This is a genomic window from Microbacterium sp. LMX7-1.2 (genome assembly GCF_040675935.1).
Lineage (GTDB): Bacteria > Actinomycetota > Actinomycetes > Actinomycetales > Microbacteriaceae > Microbacterium.
In genome coordinates this window covers 1,690,100-1,704,875 of the sequence record NZ_JBEGIL010000001.1, presented here as the reverse complement: position 1 = coordinate 1,704,875, position 14,776 = coordinate 1,690,100, and the positions used below count along the sequence as shown (strand labels likewise).

Sequence of the window (14,776 nt, the reverse complement as noted above, 5' to 3'; positions counted from 1 at the left end):
AGGCGGGTGGCACGATGATTCCATGGCCCCCGTCTCCAGCACCGCGATGATCGGCCGCGAGGTCGAGTCCGCAGCGGTGCGCGCGGCGTTCGACCGTGCGGTGGGCGGTGTGCCGACCGCGCTGCTCGTCGAGGGAGAGGCGGGCATCGGCAAGTCGCGACTACTGCGCGAGTTCGGCGCCGAGGTGGCGAACCGGGCCGACGTGCACGTGGGCTGGTGCCTCGACCTCGGGGCTTCGCGGACCCCGTTCGGGCCGATCACCGGCATCCTGCGGTCTATCGTCGCCGCGTTGGGTGTCGACCGCGTGCGCGATGAGCTGGGCGTCGGCGTCGAGGCGCTGGGCGTGCTGCTCCCCGAACTCCACCCCACCGAGCGCTCGCAGACGAGTCCCGACCGGGTGCGCGATGCGATCGCGGCCCTCGTCGAGGTCGCCGCCGAGAACGCGCCACAGGTGCTGGTGGTCGAAGACCTGCACTGGGCCGACGACTCCACTCTTGCGATCCTCTCGTTCCTGCTGCGCACGATTCCGCAGGGGCGCATCCTGATCCTGCTGTCGTGCCGCTCCGACGACGTCCGCCGCGGCGATGCGGTGAGCTCCTTCATCGGCGAGTCCACGCGGGCGCGGCTGATCGAGCGTGTGCAGGTCGACCGTCTCAGCCCGGGCGCGGCGCGTGCGCTGGCCGAGGCGATCACAGGGCATGCGCTCAGCGACACGGTGGCCGAGCGCATCCAGACGAGAGCCGAGGGAGTGCCCTTCTTCGTCGAGGAGATCGCCGGATGCTCGACCGGTCCGCTCCCCGGCACCCTGCGCGATCTGCTGCTCGCCCGCTTCGACCGCCTCGGCGACGATGCACGTCGTGTCGTCCAGGTCGTGTCGGGTGCCGAGCGGCCCCTTCCGCACCCCCTGGTCGCCGCGCTCGTCGGCATGCCGGAGCCGCAGCTCGACGAGGCGATCCGCGAGGCGACGTCCAGCGGCATCCTGGTCGTGGTCGACGACACGTATCGCTTCCGCCACGCGCTGCTGCGCGAGGCCGTGCACGACGACCTGCTCCCCGGGGAGCGCGCGAGACTGCACCGCACGTACGCGGAGCGGATGGAGGCCGACGCCGCCCGTCAGAAGGTCGATGCGGCGGCACTCGCCTATCACTGGCAGCTCGCACAGGATGCCCCGCGAGCGCTGGCCGCAGCGGTGACGGCGATGTCGGACGCGAAGTCGCGGTTCGCATTCGCGAGCGCCGGACGGTTCGGCGAACGTGCTCTGGATCTCTGGATGCAGGTGCCGGATGCCGAGAGCGCCGTCGCCGTGCCGCGGCTCGAGTTCCTGCGGTCGCTCGGCTCGGTGCTGCGCAACGGCGGCGACGGAGAGCGCGCGCTCGCCGTGGTGAACCTCGCGCTCGCCGAGGTCGACCCCGAGACCGTCGACCCGCGTTTGCACGCGAGACTGCTCCGCGACAAGGCCTACTACACGATGAACGTCGGGCGCACCGGAGCGATCCCGCTGCTGCAGCAGGCGCTCGCGGTGCTCGACGGCCGCGTCGACGACGATCGTCTGCGCGCCTCTATCCTCAACCAGCTCGCGAGTCGCTACATGGTGGCCGCACGCCTCGAAGACGCCGTCGAGCTGGCGACGGAGGCGGGAGACCGCGCCGAGGCCGCGGGATCCGCGGAGGAGGCGTCGATCGCGGCCAACGTCCGCGGCGGCTCGCTGGCGCATCTCGGCCGGATCGCCGAGGCGCACGAGGAGTACGCCCGGGCGATGTCGCGGGCGGACACCACGAACGCCGAGCTGCGGTACCGCGTCAACTACTCCGACCTGCTCGGCCTCCTCGGCCGGTATCGAGACGCGGTACGTGTGGCCGGAGAGGGCTTGGAGCGGGCTCGCGACTTCGGCGTCGAGCGCACGACGGGCGCGATCATGACGCAGAACATGGCGGTGCCTCTGCTCGAGCTCGGCGAGGTCGAGCGGGTCGAGGGGATGCTCGCGCGCGAGCTCTCGCAGGAGACGCTGCGCATCTTCCAGACCTACGCGACCATGACCCGAGTGCGGGTGCTGTCGTGGCGGGGCCGTCATGAGGAGGCCGCCGAGATCGTACGGGAGTGGCACCCGATGTTCGAGGAGGCCGGACGGGACGAGCGGCAGATCTGGTACGACGAGGTCATGATGCGCGTGGCCGTCGCCGAGAGCCGCGGTGACGATCTCGGGGCGCTCGACGAGATACGGCAGATGCTGCGTGACGACGGCCCCGCGCTGCTGCACGAGAGGCGGCTGCTGCTGGAGGCCGGGTGGCTGATCGCCGAGCTGCGGGCGAGCGGCGCCGAGGTCGGCGACGCCATCGACGAGGTGCGTGCCGCCTGGCTCGCCCAGCCCGAACAGCTGCGCGGCGACGCGTGGGAGACGATCCTCGACGCGTTCCTGTCCCCGTCGCTCGAGGCGCTGCGGGTGGCGGTCGCTCTGGTCGACGGCGACGACGTTCCCGTGACGTTCCGCGCCATGGCCCGCCTCGAGCTCGCGCGGCTGCTCGTCGGCGCCGGGGAGCGCGCCGAGGCGGGAGCCTTGCTCGACGAAGCCGCACGCATCGCCGAAGCGCTCGGCCACGATCGGCTCATCCGTGGGATCGGGGTTTACGCCAGTGCTGCCGGGCTGCGCACACCCGTCGTCGTGGAGGACTCCGAGACCGACGCACTCACGGCGCGCGAACGTCAGGTGCTGGAGCTCCTCGCCGAGGGGCTGAGCAATCGCCAGATCGGCGAGCGCCTGTTCATCAGCGTCAAGACCGTGAGCGTGCACGTGTCCGCGGTCCTCCGGAAGCTCGGGGTGAGCAGCCGCACCGAAGCGGCCGTGAAGCATCGCGGCGATGAATTGTCGGCGACACGGCAACCTGCCGTGATACGTTGACCGGGCGTGCGCGTCGGATCTTCCGTCGCGGCGCAGGCCGCGAGAGCGGCCGTATCAACAGAAAGTAGAAAACACATGGCCACTGGCACTGTGAAATGGTTCAACGCGGAGAAGGGCTTCGGCTTCATCGCTCCTGATGACGGTTCTGAGGACCTCTTCGCTCACTACTCGGCGATCGCCGGCTCCGGTTTCAAGGAGCTCCGCGAGAACCAGAAGGTCGAATTCGACGCTGAGCGTGGCCCCAAGGGCATGCAGGCGGCGAACATCCGCGCTCTCTGAGCGCGCGCTGACTTCCTGAGCCGGCCGGATCCTCACGGATCCGGCCGGCTTCTGCATTCCCGCATTTCGTATCACGAGATGAGGCATGCCTTACTTTCTGTTAGATTAGGCCAGGCTTACCAAAGCCTGGCGCCCCGATCTGCGCCGCACCCCTCACCTCTACCTGGAAGGGCATTCCCGTGCGCACCTCCCGTCTCATCGCCGCCGGCGTCGCCGCGGCCCTCGCCGTGGGCCTCACCGCCTGCGCCACCTCGAGCGACACCGGATCGGATGCGGGTGCCAACCCGGCCGACGACGGCGCGTTCCCCGTCACGATCGAGCACGTGTACGGCGAGACCACGATCGAGTCGAAGCCCGACCGCGTCGCCACGGTGGCCTGGGCCAATCACGAGGTGCCGCTGGCCCTCGGCGTCGTGCCGGTCGGCATGAGCAAGGCGACCTGGGGCGACGACGACGACAACGGCATCCTGCCCTGGGTCGAGGACAAGCTCGACGAGCTCGGCGGAGAAGCGCCCGTGCTGTTCGACGAGACCGACGGCATCGACTTCGAGGCCGTCGCCGACACGCAGCCCGACGTCATCCTCGCCTCGTACTCCGCGATCACTCAGGAGGAGTACGACACGCTCTCCAAGATCGCGCCGGTCGTCGCGTACCCCGACATCCCCTGGGGCACGACCGTCGACGAGATGATCGAGATGAACTCGAAGGCTCTCGGGCTCGAGGACGAGGGCGACGCGCTCATCGAGGAGCTGCACGCCGACGCCGAGGCCGCGCTCGACGCGCAGGGCGACCTCAAGGACAAGAAGGCGATGTTCTTCTTCGTCGACCCGACCGACCTGAGCCAGATCGGGTACTACACCCCGATCGACCCGCGCGTCGGCTACCTCAACGAGCTCGGGATGCCGCTCTCCTCGCTGCTCGAGGCGGATGCCGACACCGACCAGTTCTACCTGCAGGTCAGCGCGGAGGACGCGGCGAAGTTCGACGACGTCGACCTCATTATCACGTACGGCGACGACTCGACCCTCGCCCTGCTGCAGGCCGACCCGCTGCTGTCGAAGATCCCCGCGATCGCCGAGGGCCGCGTCGCCGTGCTGCCCGACTCCACCCCGCTCGCGGCATCCGCCAACCCGACGCCGCTGTCCATCCCGTGGGGCATCGACAAGTACTTCGAGGCCCTGGCTGCGCCGCTCGCGCAGTGATCGCGCGCACCACTCCGCTCTGACCCGTGACCGTTGTCACCGCAGCCACGCCGGGCATCGCAGACCTGCGACGCCCGGCGTGGGCGCGTACCCTCTGGCTGCTGGCCGGAGCGGGCGTGCTCCTCGTGCTGTGCGCGCTCTCGGTGAGTTTCGGCGTGCGCGCCGTCACGCTCGACGACATCGGGGCCGCGCTGTCGGGGCACGCCGACACGATCGCCGAAGCCGCGGTCGTCAAGCGCATCCCGCGCACGGTCCTCGCGCTTCTCGTCGGAGCAGCTCTCGCACTGTCGGGTGCGACCATGCAGGCGGTGACCCGCAACCCGGTCGCCGACCCCGGCATCCTCGGGGTGTCGAACGGTGCGTCCTTCGCGGTGGTGCTGGGACTCGCGTTCCTCGGACTCACCAACCCCTATGGGCAGATGGCTCTCGCGATCACCGGTGCCGCCGTCGCGGCCGCGTTCGTGTACACGGTCGGCTCGCTCGGCCGGGGCGGAGCGACCCCGCTCAAGCTCGCGCTCGCGGGGGCAGCCACCTCCGCCGCCTTCGCCTCGCTCATCAGCGCCGTCATGCTTCCTCGCGTCGACCTGCTGCAGGCCTTCCAGTCGTGGCAGATCGGCGGGGTCGGTGGAGCCGAGTGGCCGCGTATCGCGCTGACAGCGCCGGTCCTCGCGCTCGGCGCGCTCATCTGCCTCGCGAGCGCGCGGGGCATGAACTCGCTCGCGCTGGGCGACGACATGGCCAAGGGCCTCGGCGAGAACGTGTTCCGCACCCGGCTGGTGTCTGCGCTCGGCGCGGTCATCCTCGCCGGCGCGGCGACCGCGATCGCCGGTCCGATCGGATTCATCGGCCTCGTGATCCCGCACGTATGCCGGATGCTGATCGGCACGGACCACCGCTGGCTGCTGCCGTTCTCGGCGATGGCCGGTGCTGCACTCCTGCTCGCGAGCGACGTCGTCGGCCGGGTCATCTCGCCGTCCTCCGAGGAGATCCAGGTCGGCATCATCACCGCGATCATCGGTGCGCCGTTCTTCATCTGGATCGTGCGTCGGCAGAAGGTGCGTGAACTGTGACCACCACGGACCGCACCGCCCCCGGGGAGACCTCGATCGCCGACCGCGCCGCCGCGATCGTCCGGGGACGCCGCGCGCGACACCGACGCCACGCCGTCGCGACGGTCGTGCTCGGTGTGCTGCTGCTCGTGCTCTTCACGGTTGCGCTCATGATCGGCAACACGTTCTACCCGCTCGACGCCGTGGTGCGCGTGATCCTCGGCGAGACCGTGCCCGGGGCGTCGTTCACGGTCGGCGAGCTGCGCCTGCCTCGGGCTGCGCTGGCAATCCTCGCCGGCATCGCGTTCGGCATGGCCGGCGTCTCGTTCCAGACGTTGCTGCGCAACCCGCTCGCGTCGCCCGACATCATCGGCATCTCGAACGGCGCCGGTGCTGCAGCGGTGATCGGGATCATCGTGCTGGGTTTCAGCGGCCCGCTCGTGTCGCTCATGGCTCTCGCCGGGGCGCTCGTCACCGCCGGGGCCATCTATCTGCTGTCGATCAGGGGCGGCTTCGCGGGCACCCGGCTGATCCTCATCGGCATCGGCGTCTCCCTGATGCTGCAGAGCGTCATCTCGTATGTGCTGTCGCGGGCCGCGTCGTGGGACATCCAGACCGCGATGCAGTGGCTCACCGGGAGCCTGAACAGCGCTTCGTGGGAGCGCGTGGCCCCGCTCGCGGTCGCCGCGGTCGTGATCGTGCCGCTGATGCTCGCTCAGGGCCGCGCGCTCGGCACCATGCAGCTCGGCGACGACTCGGCATCCGGTCTCGGCGTGCGGGTGAACGCGACGCGCGTGCTCTGCATCCTCGGCGCCGTCGCCCTGCTCGCGTTCGCGACGGCGGCGACCGGACCGATCGCATTCGTGGCGTTCATGGCCGGCCCGATCGCGGCCCGCATCACGGGACCCGGAGCGAACCTGCTCCTGCCGAGCGCCTTCGTCGGGGCCGTGCTCGTGCTCGGCAGCGACCTCATCGGACAGTTCGCGTTCGGCGAGCGCTACCCGGTCGGCGTGATCACCGGCGTGCTCGGCGCCCCCTATCTGATCTATCTCCTCATCCGCACCAACCGCTCGGGAGGCTCTCTGTGACCGAAGCGCACACCCTGAGGGCGGACGCCGTCACCCTCGCCTACGGCGATCGCACGATCATCGACGGCCTCGACCTCGACATCGCCCCCGGCAGGATCACCACGATCGTGGGGGCAAACGGATGCGGCAAGTCGACGCTGCTCCGCTCCCTCGCCCGCCTGCTCTCGCCCACCGCCGGGCAGGTCGTCCTCGACGGCACCTCGGTGCACTCGCGTCCGACCAAGGAGGTCGCGCGCATCCTGGGTCTGCTGCCGCAGTCGCCCGTCGCGCCCGAGGGCATCGCGGTCGCCGACCTCGTCGGCCGTGGCCGGCATCCGCATCAGAAGATGCTGTCGCGGTGGAGCGCGCACGACTACGAGGTCGTGGCGGATGCTCTCGCGGCGACCGGCACCACCGAGCTCGCCGACCGCAGCGTCGACGAGCTGTCGGGCGGGCAGCGGCAGCGCGTGTGGATCGCCATGGCCCTCGCCCAGGAGACTGACATCCTGCTGCTCGATGAGCCGACGACGTTCCTCGACGTCGCCCACCAGGTCGAGGTCCTCGACCTGCTCACCGACCTGAGCGTGTCGCGCGGCACCACGATCGTCATGGTGCTGCACGACCTCAACCTCGCGGCCCGCTACTCCGATGAGCTCGTCGCGATGAAGGACGGCCGCGTGCACGTCACCGGCACGCCGCAGGAGGTCGTGACCGCCGAGCACGTCGAAGAGGTCTTCGGCCTCGCCAACCAGATCACCGTCGACCCGGTCTCCGGGAAGCCGATGGTCACCCCGATCGGAAGGCATCATGTCCGCTGAGACGACCACCACCGACCGCCCCACCTACGTCCTCGCGCGCGCCGAGGTGCGTGGCGTCGAACGCGTGTCGCCCAACTTCGTGCGGGTCACCTTCGGCGGCGAGGAGCTGTTCGAGTTCGGCACCCCGGGCGACGTCTTCGACGCCCGCATCAAGCTGATCTTCCCTCCGGCATCCGGCGTCCTGCCGACGCTCGACCGGGAGACGGGGGACTGGTGGGGCTCCTTCCTCGCCGTGCCCGAGGAGGAGCGCGGATCGATGCGCACCTACTCGGTGCGCGACCTGCGCGTGACGGATGCCGGGACCGAGCTCGACGTCGACTTCGTGCTGCACCTCGCGCCCGGTCTCACGGGTCCCGCGTCGCGCTGGGCCGATGCGGCCACGGTCGGCCAGGAGCTGTTCCTCGTGGGGCCGCGGCGCGGTGTCGCGGCGTCCGACCACGGTGGAGCGGAGTACGAGCCCGGAGGCGCGGCATCCGTCGTGCTCGCGGGTGACGAGACCGCAGCTCCCGCCATCGCGCGCGTGCTCGAAGACGCTCCCCGCGACCTCCGCGGCGTGGCGTTCATCGAGGTGCCTTCCGCCGAGGACGAGCTCGCGATCGATGCGCCGGCCGGTGTGGAGGTGCGCTGGCTGCCTCGCTCCGAGGAGCAGGTGCACGGTGCGCTGCTGATCCCCGCGGTGCTCGCCCACCTCGGCGACGCGGACGCTGGCGACGACCTCGACGTGAAGGACGTCGACACCGAGGATCTGCTGTGGGAGACCCCCGACTACTCCGGGCTCGGCGAGGACATCGCCGTGACGGACGCTCCCGCGGACCGCTACTTCTGGATCGCGGGTGAGAGCGGGGTCGTGACGACCCTGCGCCGGCACCTCGTGAAGGACCTCGGCATCGACCGCGGACAGGTGGCCTTCATGGGCTACTGGCGTCGCGGGGTCGCGATGCGCGGCTGACGCCGTCGGTCGTCGAGCGAGCGCCCCCGGGTCGCTGAGCGAACGCATCCGCCCCCCGGGTCGTAGAGCGAGCGCATCCGCCCCGGGGTCGTTGAGCGAGCGCAGCGAGACGAAACGCGGTGACCCCTTCTCGGGACTCACCGCGTTTCGTCTCGTCGCTGCGCTCCTCGCTCAACGACCCGGGGGTCGCGCTGTGCTCCTCGCTCAACGACCGGGGATGGCTGGGCCTTACTTCGCGAGGAAGTCCTTCAGAGCGGCGTTGACCTCGTCGGCGTGGGTCCAGAGGAGCCCGTGCGGGGCGCCCTCGACCTCGACGTACTCCGCCTCGGGCACGGCCTGGTGGAACCGGCGCGCGGTGGCGTCGATCGGCAGGATGTTGTCCTTCGTGCCGTGCAGGATGAGGGTGGGCTTGCCGGCAGCGCGAACGGCCTCGACATCGCCGCGGAAGTCCTCGATCCAGGCGGGGACGACGGCGTAGGCGGCGACGGGTGCGCTGCCGATCGCGACGGTCCAGCTGCCGTCGACGGCTTCCTGGCTGATGCGCGAGCCGAGGTTCTCGTCGAGGTTGTAGAAGTCGTTGTAGAACTGGGTGAACCAGGCGAAGCGATCGCCCTTCGCTGCGGATTCGATGCCGTCGAACACGTCCTGCGGCACGCCTTCGGGGTTGTCGTCGCGCTGCACGAGGAAGGGCTCGAGCGAGGCGAGGAACGCGAGCTTCGCGACCCGCTCATGTCCGTACTTCGCGACGTAGCGGGCGAGCTCTCCGGTGCCCATCGAGAAGCCGACGAGCACGACGTCGCGGAGGTCGAGGGTCTCGAGCACCGTGTTCAGGTCTGCCGCGAACGTGTCGTAGTCGTAGCCCGTGCCGACCTTGGACGACTGGCCGAAGCCGCGGCGGTCGTAGGTGATGACGCGGTAGCCCTGCGCGAGCAGTTCGCGCGTCTGACGCTCCCAGCTGTGACCGTCCAGCGGGTAGCCGTGGATCAGCACGACCGGCTGCCCGGAGCCCTGGTCCTCGTAGTAGAGCTCGATGGGGGCGCTGTTCTCGTTGCCGACGGTGATGTAACCCATGATCCTGATCCTTTCGGTTCCGGTGAGAACGATCGTTCTCGCTCGATGTCCTCAATCTAGAGAACGATCGTTCTCATGTCAAGTACACTGGGAGCATGACCGAGGAAACAGCGCGTGAACAGATCCTTGCGGCGGCTGAGGGGCTGTACTACCGCAAGGGATACGCCGCTGTCGGCATGGACGAGTTGCGGGCCGCGTCTGGAGTGTCGCTACGGAGGCTCTACTCGCTGTTCCCCGCCAAGACCGACATCGTGAAGGCCGTGCTCGACCGCAAGCACGCCGAGTGGGAGAGCGGACTCAGCGACGCCGTGGCGCATGCCGGCGCGGATCCGCGCGACAGGCTGCTCGCCGTCTACGGATACCTCGAGGACTGGTTCTGCGCCGACGACTTCCGCGGCTGCGCCTTCATCAACGCCTTCGGCGAACTCGGAGGCACCAACCCCGAGGTCGCGGAGATCGTCCGCGCGCACAAGGCGTCGTTCCAGGCCTACATGGCCGGGCTCGTGGTCGACGCCGGCGCCCCGGCATCCCTTGCCGCCCAGCTCTCGATCCTCGCCGAGGGTGCGCAGAGCACCGCCGCGATCTCTGGCGACTCCCGGGTGGCGGCGCAGGCGCGCGACGCGGCTGATGTGCTGATCTCGGCAGCGGTCACGGCCCCCGCACTCTGACGGAGATCTCTCGATTCGCAGGATCATGCGAGAGAAGCGGCCCTGCGTGACGCGAGATCTCCTGCGGATCGTGTGAACCCATATCGTCCGGATCACATTTCGCTAGCCAGGCTAGACAGTTGCTTGGCGAGAGTCAAGGCCCTCCGGGACGCGCGCTCGCTCGCGTAGCGTGCGGGACATGGAATCTCGGATGCAGGACATCTCCCGCCAGACCGCGACCATCGCCGCCGCGGTCTTCATGCTCATCGCCGCGGCGGTCGGCTCCGGAGCATTCGGCGGCACCTCCGTGAGCGAACTGCAGGACGGAGCGCTCTCCGCCTCCGGCTCCTACCTCGCACCCGCGGGACCGGCGTTCTCGATCTGGTCCCTCATCTACATCGGGCTCATCGCGTACACGGTCTGGCAGGCGCTCCCGGCGCAGCGCGCGAACGACCGGCAGCGCGCGGCCGGCTGGTGGATCGCCGCGACCATGGTGCTCAACGGCCTCTGGCTCGTCACGGCGCAGTTCCTGACGCTGCCGCTCACGGTGCTCATGATCGCCGTTCTGCTCGCGACTCTGGCGCGCGTCATCCTGCTGCTGAACCGCCGCCCGGCCCGCGGATGGGCCGAGCGGATCGTCGTCGACGGGACCAACGGCCTGCACTTCGGCTGGGTCACGATCGCGACCGTCGCGAACATCACGGCCTGGCTCACGCAGATCGCCCCGGCCGACTGGGCGGACGCCGCCGAGGTCTGGGCAGTCGTCGTCCTCGTCGCGGTGCTCGTGATCGGTGCGGCCAGCGCGCTCCTGACGATGCGCATCGCCCCATCCCTCGCCACCGCATGGGGCCTGGCGTGGGTCGCGGTCGGACGCACGACCGGCGAGCCCGACAGCACGGTCACCGCAGTCGTCGCGGGTATCGTCGCCGCGCTGCTCGTCGTCGCGGGCGTGCTCGGGATGCTGCGGCGCCGCGCGCTTCAGAGCACGAGCCGGTAGCCCATCCCGGACTCGGTGAGCAGATGCGCGGGAGCGCCGGGCTCGCGCTCGAGCTTCTTGCGCAGCTGCGACATGTACAGGCGCAGATAGCCCGAGTCCGACACCTGCTCGCTACCCCAGATCTCCTTGAGGAGGTCCTGCCTGGTCACCAGGGCACCGGGATGCCGGGCGAGGTGCTCGAGCATCCGCCACTCGGTCGGTGTCAGATGCACCCGAGACCCCGCGCGCGTGACGGTCTTCGTCGCGAGGTCGACCACGACGTCGGCGAACCCCACGGTCGACTCCCCGCCGGCCGGCGCCGCGCGGCGGGACAGCGCGCGCAGTCGGGCGAGCAGCTCGTCGACCTGGAACGGCTTCGTGACGAAGTCGTCGGCGCCGGCGTCCAGCGCCTCGACCTTGTCGGCCGAGCCGGTGCGCCCGGAGACGACGATGATCGGCACACTCGTCCATCCGCGCAGGGCCTGGATGACCTCGATGCCGTCGAGCCGCGGCATCCCGAGGTCGAGCATGATGAGGTCGGGGTGGGTCTGCGCGGCGGCGGCGACCGCGGCGGCGCCATCGGCTGCGACGACGACCTCGTACCCGTGTGCGGCGAGCGTGATGCGCAGCGCCCGCACCATCTGCGGGTCGTCGTCGGCGATCAGGAGCTTCACTCCGCCCCCTCCCTGTCGGCGCCGGCCAGCGGCAGCGAGATGACCATGGTGAGGCCACCTCCCGGGGTGTCCTCGGGAGTCAGGCTACCGCCCATGCCCTCGGCGAACCCGCGCGACAGGGCGAGGCCGAGCCCGAGTCCGGTCGTGTTGTCGGTGTCGCCGAGCCGCTGGAACGGCTGGAAGATGGCGTCCCGCTTCTCGACCGGAACGCCCGCACCGCGATCGATCACTCGGATCTCGGCCCGCTCTCCGAGCGTGCTCGTCGACACGATCACGCGGCTGCCGGCGGGCGCGTGACGGTGCGCGTTCGCGATCACGTTCACGAGCACGCGCTGCAGCAGCACGGGATCGGCCGCCACCGCCGGAAGCGCGACGTCGAGCGCGAGCTCGACGTCGTCCGGACCCAGGTCGAGCTCGTCGACGGCCGCGAGCACGGGCCCGGCGATGTCGAGGCGCATGGTCGACACAGCCAGCACCCCGGCCTGCACGCGGCTCACATCCAGCAGATCGGTGACGAGGGTCGACAGCGTCGCGAGACTCTCGTCGGCGGTGGCGAGCAGCTCCTCACGATCGGATGCCGACAGCCCGTGCGCCCCGCGGAGCCCGCCGATCGCGGCGACGGCCGACGCGAGCGGGCGCCGGAGGTCGTGGCTCACGGCGGAGAGCAGCGCGCTGCGCACCTGGTCGGTCTCGGCGAGCGCCACGGCCTCGCGTGCCGTCGCGCGCAGATCGGTGTGCTCGATGGCCGCGGCGAGCTGGGCGACGATCGCGTCGAGCAGCCGCCGCGCGGGAGTGTCGAGCGGTTCGCCGTGCAGCTCGAGCACCGCGGGCGATGCGCCGTCGACGTCGATCCTGGTCGCACGGCCGTCCGGCACGGGCTCACCATCGCTCGCGAGCACCTCGCCGTCCGGCGTCAGCAGGCGCACACCGGCGAGGCCGAACGCCTCCCGCGTGCGACTGACGAGCGCGAGCACGGCGTTGTCGCCGCGCAGCACGTTGCCCGCGACGGCGGCGAGCAGCTCGGCCTCGGCGGCGGCGCGCTGCGCGGTGCGGGCGCGCCGGGCGGCCTGGTCGACGATGATGCTCACGAGCACGGCGATCAGGACGTACAGCGCGAGCGCGAGCACGTGGAGCGGATGCGCGATCGTGATCGTGAACAACGGCGCGACGAACAGGAAGTCGAGGGTGATGCCCGACAGCACGGCCGCGAACACCGCCGGACGGACGCCGCCGACGAGTGCCACCACGACCACGAGCAGCTGGTAGGCGAGCACCTCGGCCGTGATGGACTCGGGGCTGCGGAACGTGAACATGATCCACGACAGCACCGGACCGACCACGAGCGCGAGCGCGAAGCCGAGCACCTGTCGGCGCCAGCCCAGCGCACCGCCGGTGATGCGGGGGAGGCGCACGCGGTTTCCGGCGGCGGCGTGTGTGACGATGTGCACGTCGATGTCGCCGGAGCGGCGGATGACCTCGGCGCCGATGCCCGGGCCGGTCAGCGCGGCGGCGAGGCGGCCGCGACGGCTCACGCCGATCACGAGCTGTGTGGCGTCCGCGCCCTGGGCGAACTCGACGAGGGTCTCGGGGATGTCGTCGCCGATGATCTGGTGGAACGTGCCGCCGAGCGACTCGACGAGGGACCGCTGCGCCGCGAGCGCGCCCGGCGTCTCGTCGCGCAGTCCGTCCTGGGCGGCGACGTGCACCGCGAGCAGCTCCCCGCCGGCAGAGCGCGCGGCGATGCGGGCCCCGCGGCGCAGCAGCGTCTCGCCCTCCGGGCCTCCGGTGAGGGCGACGACCACGCGCTCGCGCGCCTGCCAGGTGCCCTCGATCCCGTGGTCGGCGCGGTAGCTGCGCAGGGCGGAGTCGACCTCGTCGGCGAGCCACAGCAGCGCGAGCTCGCGCAGGGCGGTGAGGTTGCCGAGGCGGAAGTAGTTCGACAGCGCCGCGTCGATGCGCTCGGCGGGGTACACGAGTCCGGCCGCGAGACGGTCGCGCAGCGACTGCGGCGCCAGGTCGACGACCTCGACCTCCTCTGCCGCCCGCACCACGGCATCCGGGATCGTCTCCTGCTGCGCGACCCCGGTGATCTTCTCGACCACCGCGTTGAGCGACTCGATGTGCTGCACGTTTACGGTCGTGACGACGTCGATGCCGGCATCCAGGAGTTCGCCGACGTCCTGCCAGCGCTTGGGATGCGCCGAGCCCGGGATGTTCGTGTGCGCGAGCTCGTCGACCAGCGCGATCTCCGGGCGCCGCGCGAGCACGGCGTCGAGGTCCATCTCGGTGAGCGGCACGCCGCGGTGCAGGTCGGTGCGTCGGGGGATCTCGGGGATGCCGACGGTCAGCGCCGCAGTCGCCGCGCGGTCGTGCGTCTCGACGATCGCGATCACGACGTCGCGACCCTCGTCGAGCAGGCGCCGCCCCTCGGCGAGCATCTCGAACGTCTTGCCGACTCCGGGCGCCGCACCGAGCAGCACGCGCAGTCGGCCGCGCCTCCCGGATGCCGTCATTCGCCCTCCCGCTCATCGAGCGCGAGATTGATCTCCGCGACGTTGATGCGCTCTTCGCCGAGGAATCCCAGATCCCGCCCTTGAATCCTAGACTCCACGAGGTCGCGCACCTCCTGCTCGGGCAGGCCTCGCTCCGCCGCGACCCGAGGGACCTGCAGCAGCGCGTAGTCGACGCTGATGTGCGGGTCGAGACCGGAGGCGGATGCCGTCACGGCGTCGGCCGGCACGGCATCCTCGCTCACGCCCTCGCGCTGCGCGATCGCCGCCCGACGCTCCTCGATCGCCGCGACGAGATCGGCGTTCTCGGGGCCGAGATTGCTGCCGCTCGAGCTCGTGCCGTCGTAGCCGTCGCCGGCCGCCGACGGGCGGGACTGGAAGTACTGGGGGAGCGCCTCGCCGTCGGCGTCCGTGAAGGACTGACCGATCAGGGAGCCGCCCTTGTCGTCGGCGAGGGGCGAGCCGTTCGCCTGGAACGGCAGGAGCAGCTGACCCATCCCGGTGACGACGAGCGTGTACGCGACGCCGAGCACGAGCGTGAGGACGATCATCGCGCGCACGGCGACGCCGGTGGTGCGGAGGGTGGAACGGGTGGACATGGGGGACCTTTCTCTAGGACCTGGTCGTTGAGCGACACT

The 14,776-nt window shown here is 70.6% G+C and carries 13 protein-coding genes; 9 read left to right on the top strand and 4 right to left on the bottom strand.

Annotated elements, in window-relative coordinates; translation table 11 throughout:
* The first annotated feature begins 22 nt into the window (after nucleotides 1-22).
* The 7 genes from MRBLMX7_RS08220 to MRBLMX7_RS08190 all read left to right on the top strand — a co-directional run bounded on the left by MRBLMX7_RS08220 (nucleotide 23) and on the right by MRBLMX7_RS08190 (nucleotide 8,260).
* Entirely contained in the window at nucleotides 23-2,896 is a 2,874-nt protein-coding gene (locus MRBLMX7_RS08220) for a helix-turn-helix transcriptional regulator (protein WP_363367439.1), read from the top strand.
* A gap of 75 nt (nucleotides 2,897-2,971) precedes the next feature.
* The gene (locus MRBLMX7_RS08215; RefSeq protein WP_050723174.1) at nucleotides 2,972-3,175 is read left to right on the top strand and encodes a cold-shock protein; all 204 of its coding nucleotides are present in this window, start codon (nucleotides 2,972-2,974) and stop codon (nucleotides 3,173-3,175) included.
* Nucleotides 3,176-3,354: 179 nt separating this feature from the next.
* Nucleotides 3,355-4,377, top strand: coding sequence for an iron-siderophore ABC transporter substrate-binding protein (locus MRBLMX7_RS08210; protein WP_363367436.1), 1,023 nt, complete (start codon nucleotides 3,355-3,357; stop codon nucleotides 4,375-4,377).
* 26 nt (nucleotides 4,378-4,403) lie between these two features.
* On the top strand, nucleotides 4,404-5,447 hold the full coding sequence (locus tag MRBLMX7_RS08205; protein ID WP_363367434.1) for a FecCD family ABC transporter permease: 1,044 nt from the start codon (nucleotides 4,404-4,406) through the stop codon (nucleotides 5,445-5,447).
* Complete coding sequence (locus MRBLMX7_RS08200; RefSeq protein WP_363367432.1) at nucleotides 5,444-6,514, top strand: FecCD family ABC transporter permease; 1,071 nt, start codon at nucleotides 5,444-5,446, stop codon at nucleotides 6,512-6,514. The genes MRBLMX7_RS08205 and MRBLMX7_RS08200 overlap by 4 nt, the downstream gene beginning before the upstream one ends.
* Entirely contained in the window at nucleotides 6,511-7,311 is an 801-nt protein-coding gene (locus MRBLMX7_RS08195; protein WP_363367429.1) for an ABC transporter ATP-binding protein, read from the top strand. Before MRBLMX7_RS08200 ends, MRBLMX7_RS08195 begins: the two co-directional genes overlap by 4 nt.
* Nucleotides 7,301-8,260, top strand: a complete 960-nt coding sequence (locus MRBLMX7_RS08190) for a siderophore-interacting protein (protein WP_363367427.1) — start codon at nucleotides 7,301-7,303, stop codon at nucleotides 8,258-8,260. Before MRBLMX7_RS08195 ends, MRBLMX7_RS08190 begins: the two co-directional genes overlap by 11 nt.
* 228 nt (nucleotides 8,261-8,488) lie before the next feature.
* Here MRBLMX7_RS08190 and MRBLMX7_RS08185 read toward each other — a convergent pair whose 3' ends face one another.
* Nucleotides 8,489-9,331, bottom strand: coding sequence for an alpha/beta fold hydrolase (locus tag MRBLMX7_RS08185; RefSeq protein WP_363367425.1), 843 nt, complete (start codon nucleotides 9,329-9,331; stop codon nucleotides 8,489-8,491).
* 95 nt (nucleotides 9,332-9,426) lie between these two features.
* Here MRBLMX7_RS08185 and MRBLMX7_RS08180 point away from each other — a divergent pair, with 95 nt between their 5' ends.
* Together MRBLMX7_RS08180 and MRBLMX7_RS08175 are read left to right on the top strand one after the other, a co-directional pair.
* Nucleotides 9,427-9,999 carry a TetR/AcrR family transcriptional regulator gene (locus MRBLMX7_RS08180; protein WP_363367423.1) on the top strand — a complete coding sequence of 191 codons (573 nt, stop codon included), beginning with the start codon at nucleotides 9,427-9,429 and terminating at the stop codon, nucleotides 9,997-9,999.
* Nucleotides 10,000-10,177: 178 nt separating this feature from the next.
* Nucleotides 10,178-10,975 (top strand): TspO/MBR family protein, encoded by a 798-nt coding sequence (locus MRBLMX7_RS08175; RefSeq protein WP_363367421.1) that lies wholly within the window; start codon nucleotides 10,178-10,180, stop codon nucleotides 10,973-10,975.
* Here the strand turns inward: MRBLMX7_RS08175 and MRBLMX7_RS08170 are convergent.
* The 3 genes from MRBLMX7_RS08170 to kdpC are packed head-to-tail and all read right to left on the bottom strand — an operon-like array spanning nucleotide 10,957 to nucleotide 14,737.
* Nucleotides 10,957-11,628 carry a response regulator gene (locus MRBLMX7_RS08170; RefSeq protein ID WP_363367419.1) on the bottom strand — a complete coding sequence of 224 codons (672 nt, stop codon included), beginning with the start codon at nucleotides 11,626-11,628 and terminating at the stop codon, nucleotides 10,957-10,959. The two genes, MRBLMX7_RS08175 and MRBLMX7_RS08170, sit on opposite strands and share 19 nt — an antisense overlap.
* Entirely contained in the window at nucleotides 11,625-14,141 is a 2,517-nt protein-coding gene (locus MRBLMX7_RS08165) for an ATP-binding protein (protein WP_363367417.1), read from the bottom strand. The genes MRBLMX7_RS08170 and MRBLMX7_RS08165 overlap by 4 nt, the downstream gene beginning before the upstream one ends.
* A complete protein-coding gene (gene kdpC, locus MRBLMX7_RS08160; protein ID WP_363367415.1) occupies nucleotides 14,138-14,737 on the bottom strand; it encodes a potassium-transporting ATPase subunit KdpC in 600 nt (199 codons plus the stop codon). Before kdpC ends, MRBLMX7_RS08165 begins: the two co-directional genes overlap by 4 nt.
* Nucleotides 14,738-14,776 lie beyond the last annotated feature (39 nt).

What these genes read in the sequence shown, in the direction of transcription:
- MRBLMX7_RS08220 (WP_363367439.1), top strand. Translation starts at nt 23, where the DNA reads ATGGCCCCCGTCTCCAGCACCGCGATGATCGGCCGCGAGGTCGAGTCC.
- MRBLMX7_RS08215 (WP_050723174.1), top strand. Translation starts at nt 2,972, where the DNA reads ATGGCCACTGGCACTGTGAAATGGTTCAACGCGGAGAAGGGCTTCGGC.
- MRBLMX7_RS08190 (WP_363367427.1), top strand. Translation starts at nt 7,301, where the DNA reads ATGTCCGCTGAGACGACCACCACCGACCGCCCCACCTACGTCCTCGCG.
- MRBLMX7_RS08185 (WP_363367425.1), bottom strand. Translation starts at nt 9,331, where the DNA reads ATGGGTTACATCACCGTCGGCAACGAGAACAGCGCCCCCATCGAGCTC.
- MRBLMX7_RS08180 (WP_363367423.1), top strand. Translation starts at nt 9,427, where the DNA reads ATGACCGAGGAAACAGCGCGTGAACAGATCCTTGCGGCGGCTGAGGGG.
- MRBLMX7_RS08175 (WP_363367421.1), top strand. Translation starts at nt 10,178, where the DNA reads ATGGAATCTCGGATGCAGGACATCTCCCGCCAGACCGCGACCATCGCC.
- MRBLMX7_RS08165 (WP_363367417.1), bottom strand. Translation starts at nt 14,141, where the DNA reads ATGACGGCATCCGGGAGGCGCGGCCGACTGCGCGTGCTGCTCGGTGCG.
- kdpC (WP_363367415.1), bottom strand. Translation starts at nt 14,737, where the DNA reads ATGTCCACCCGTTCCACCCTCCGCACCACCGGCGTCGCCGTGCGCGCG.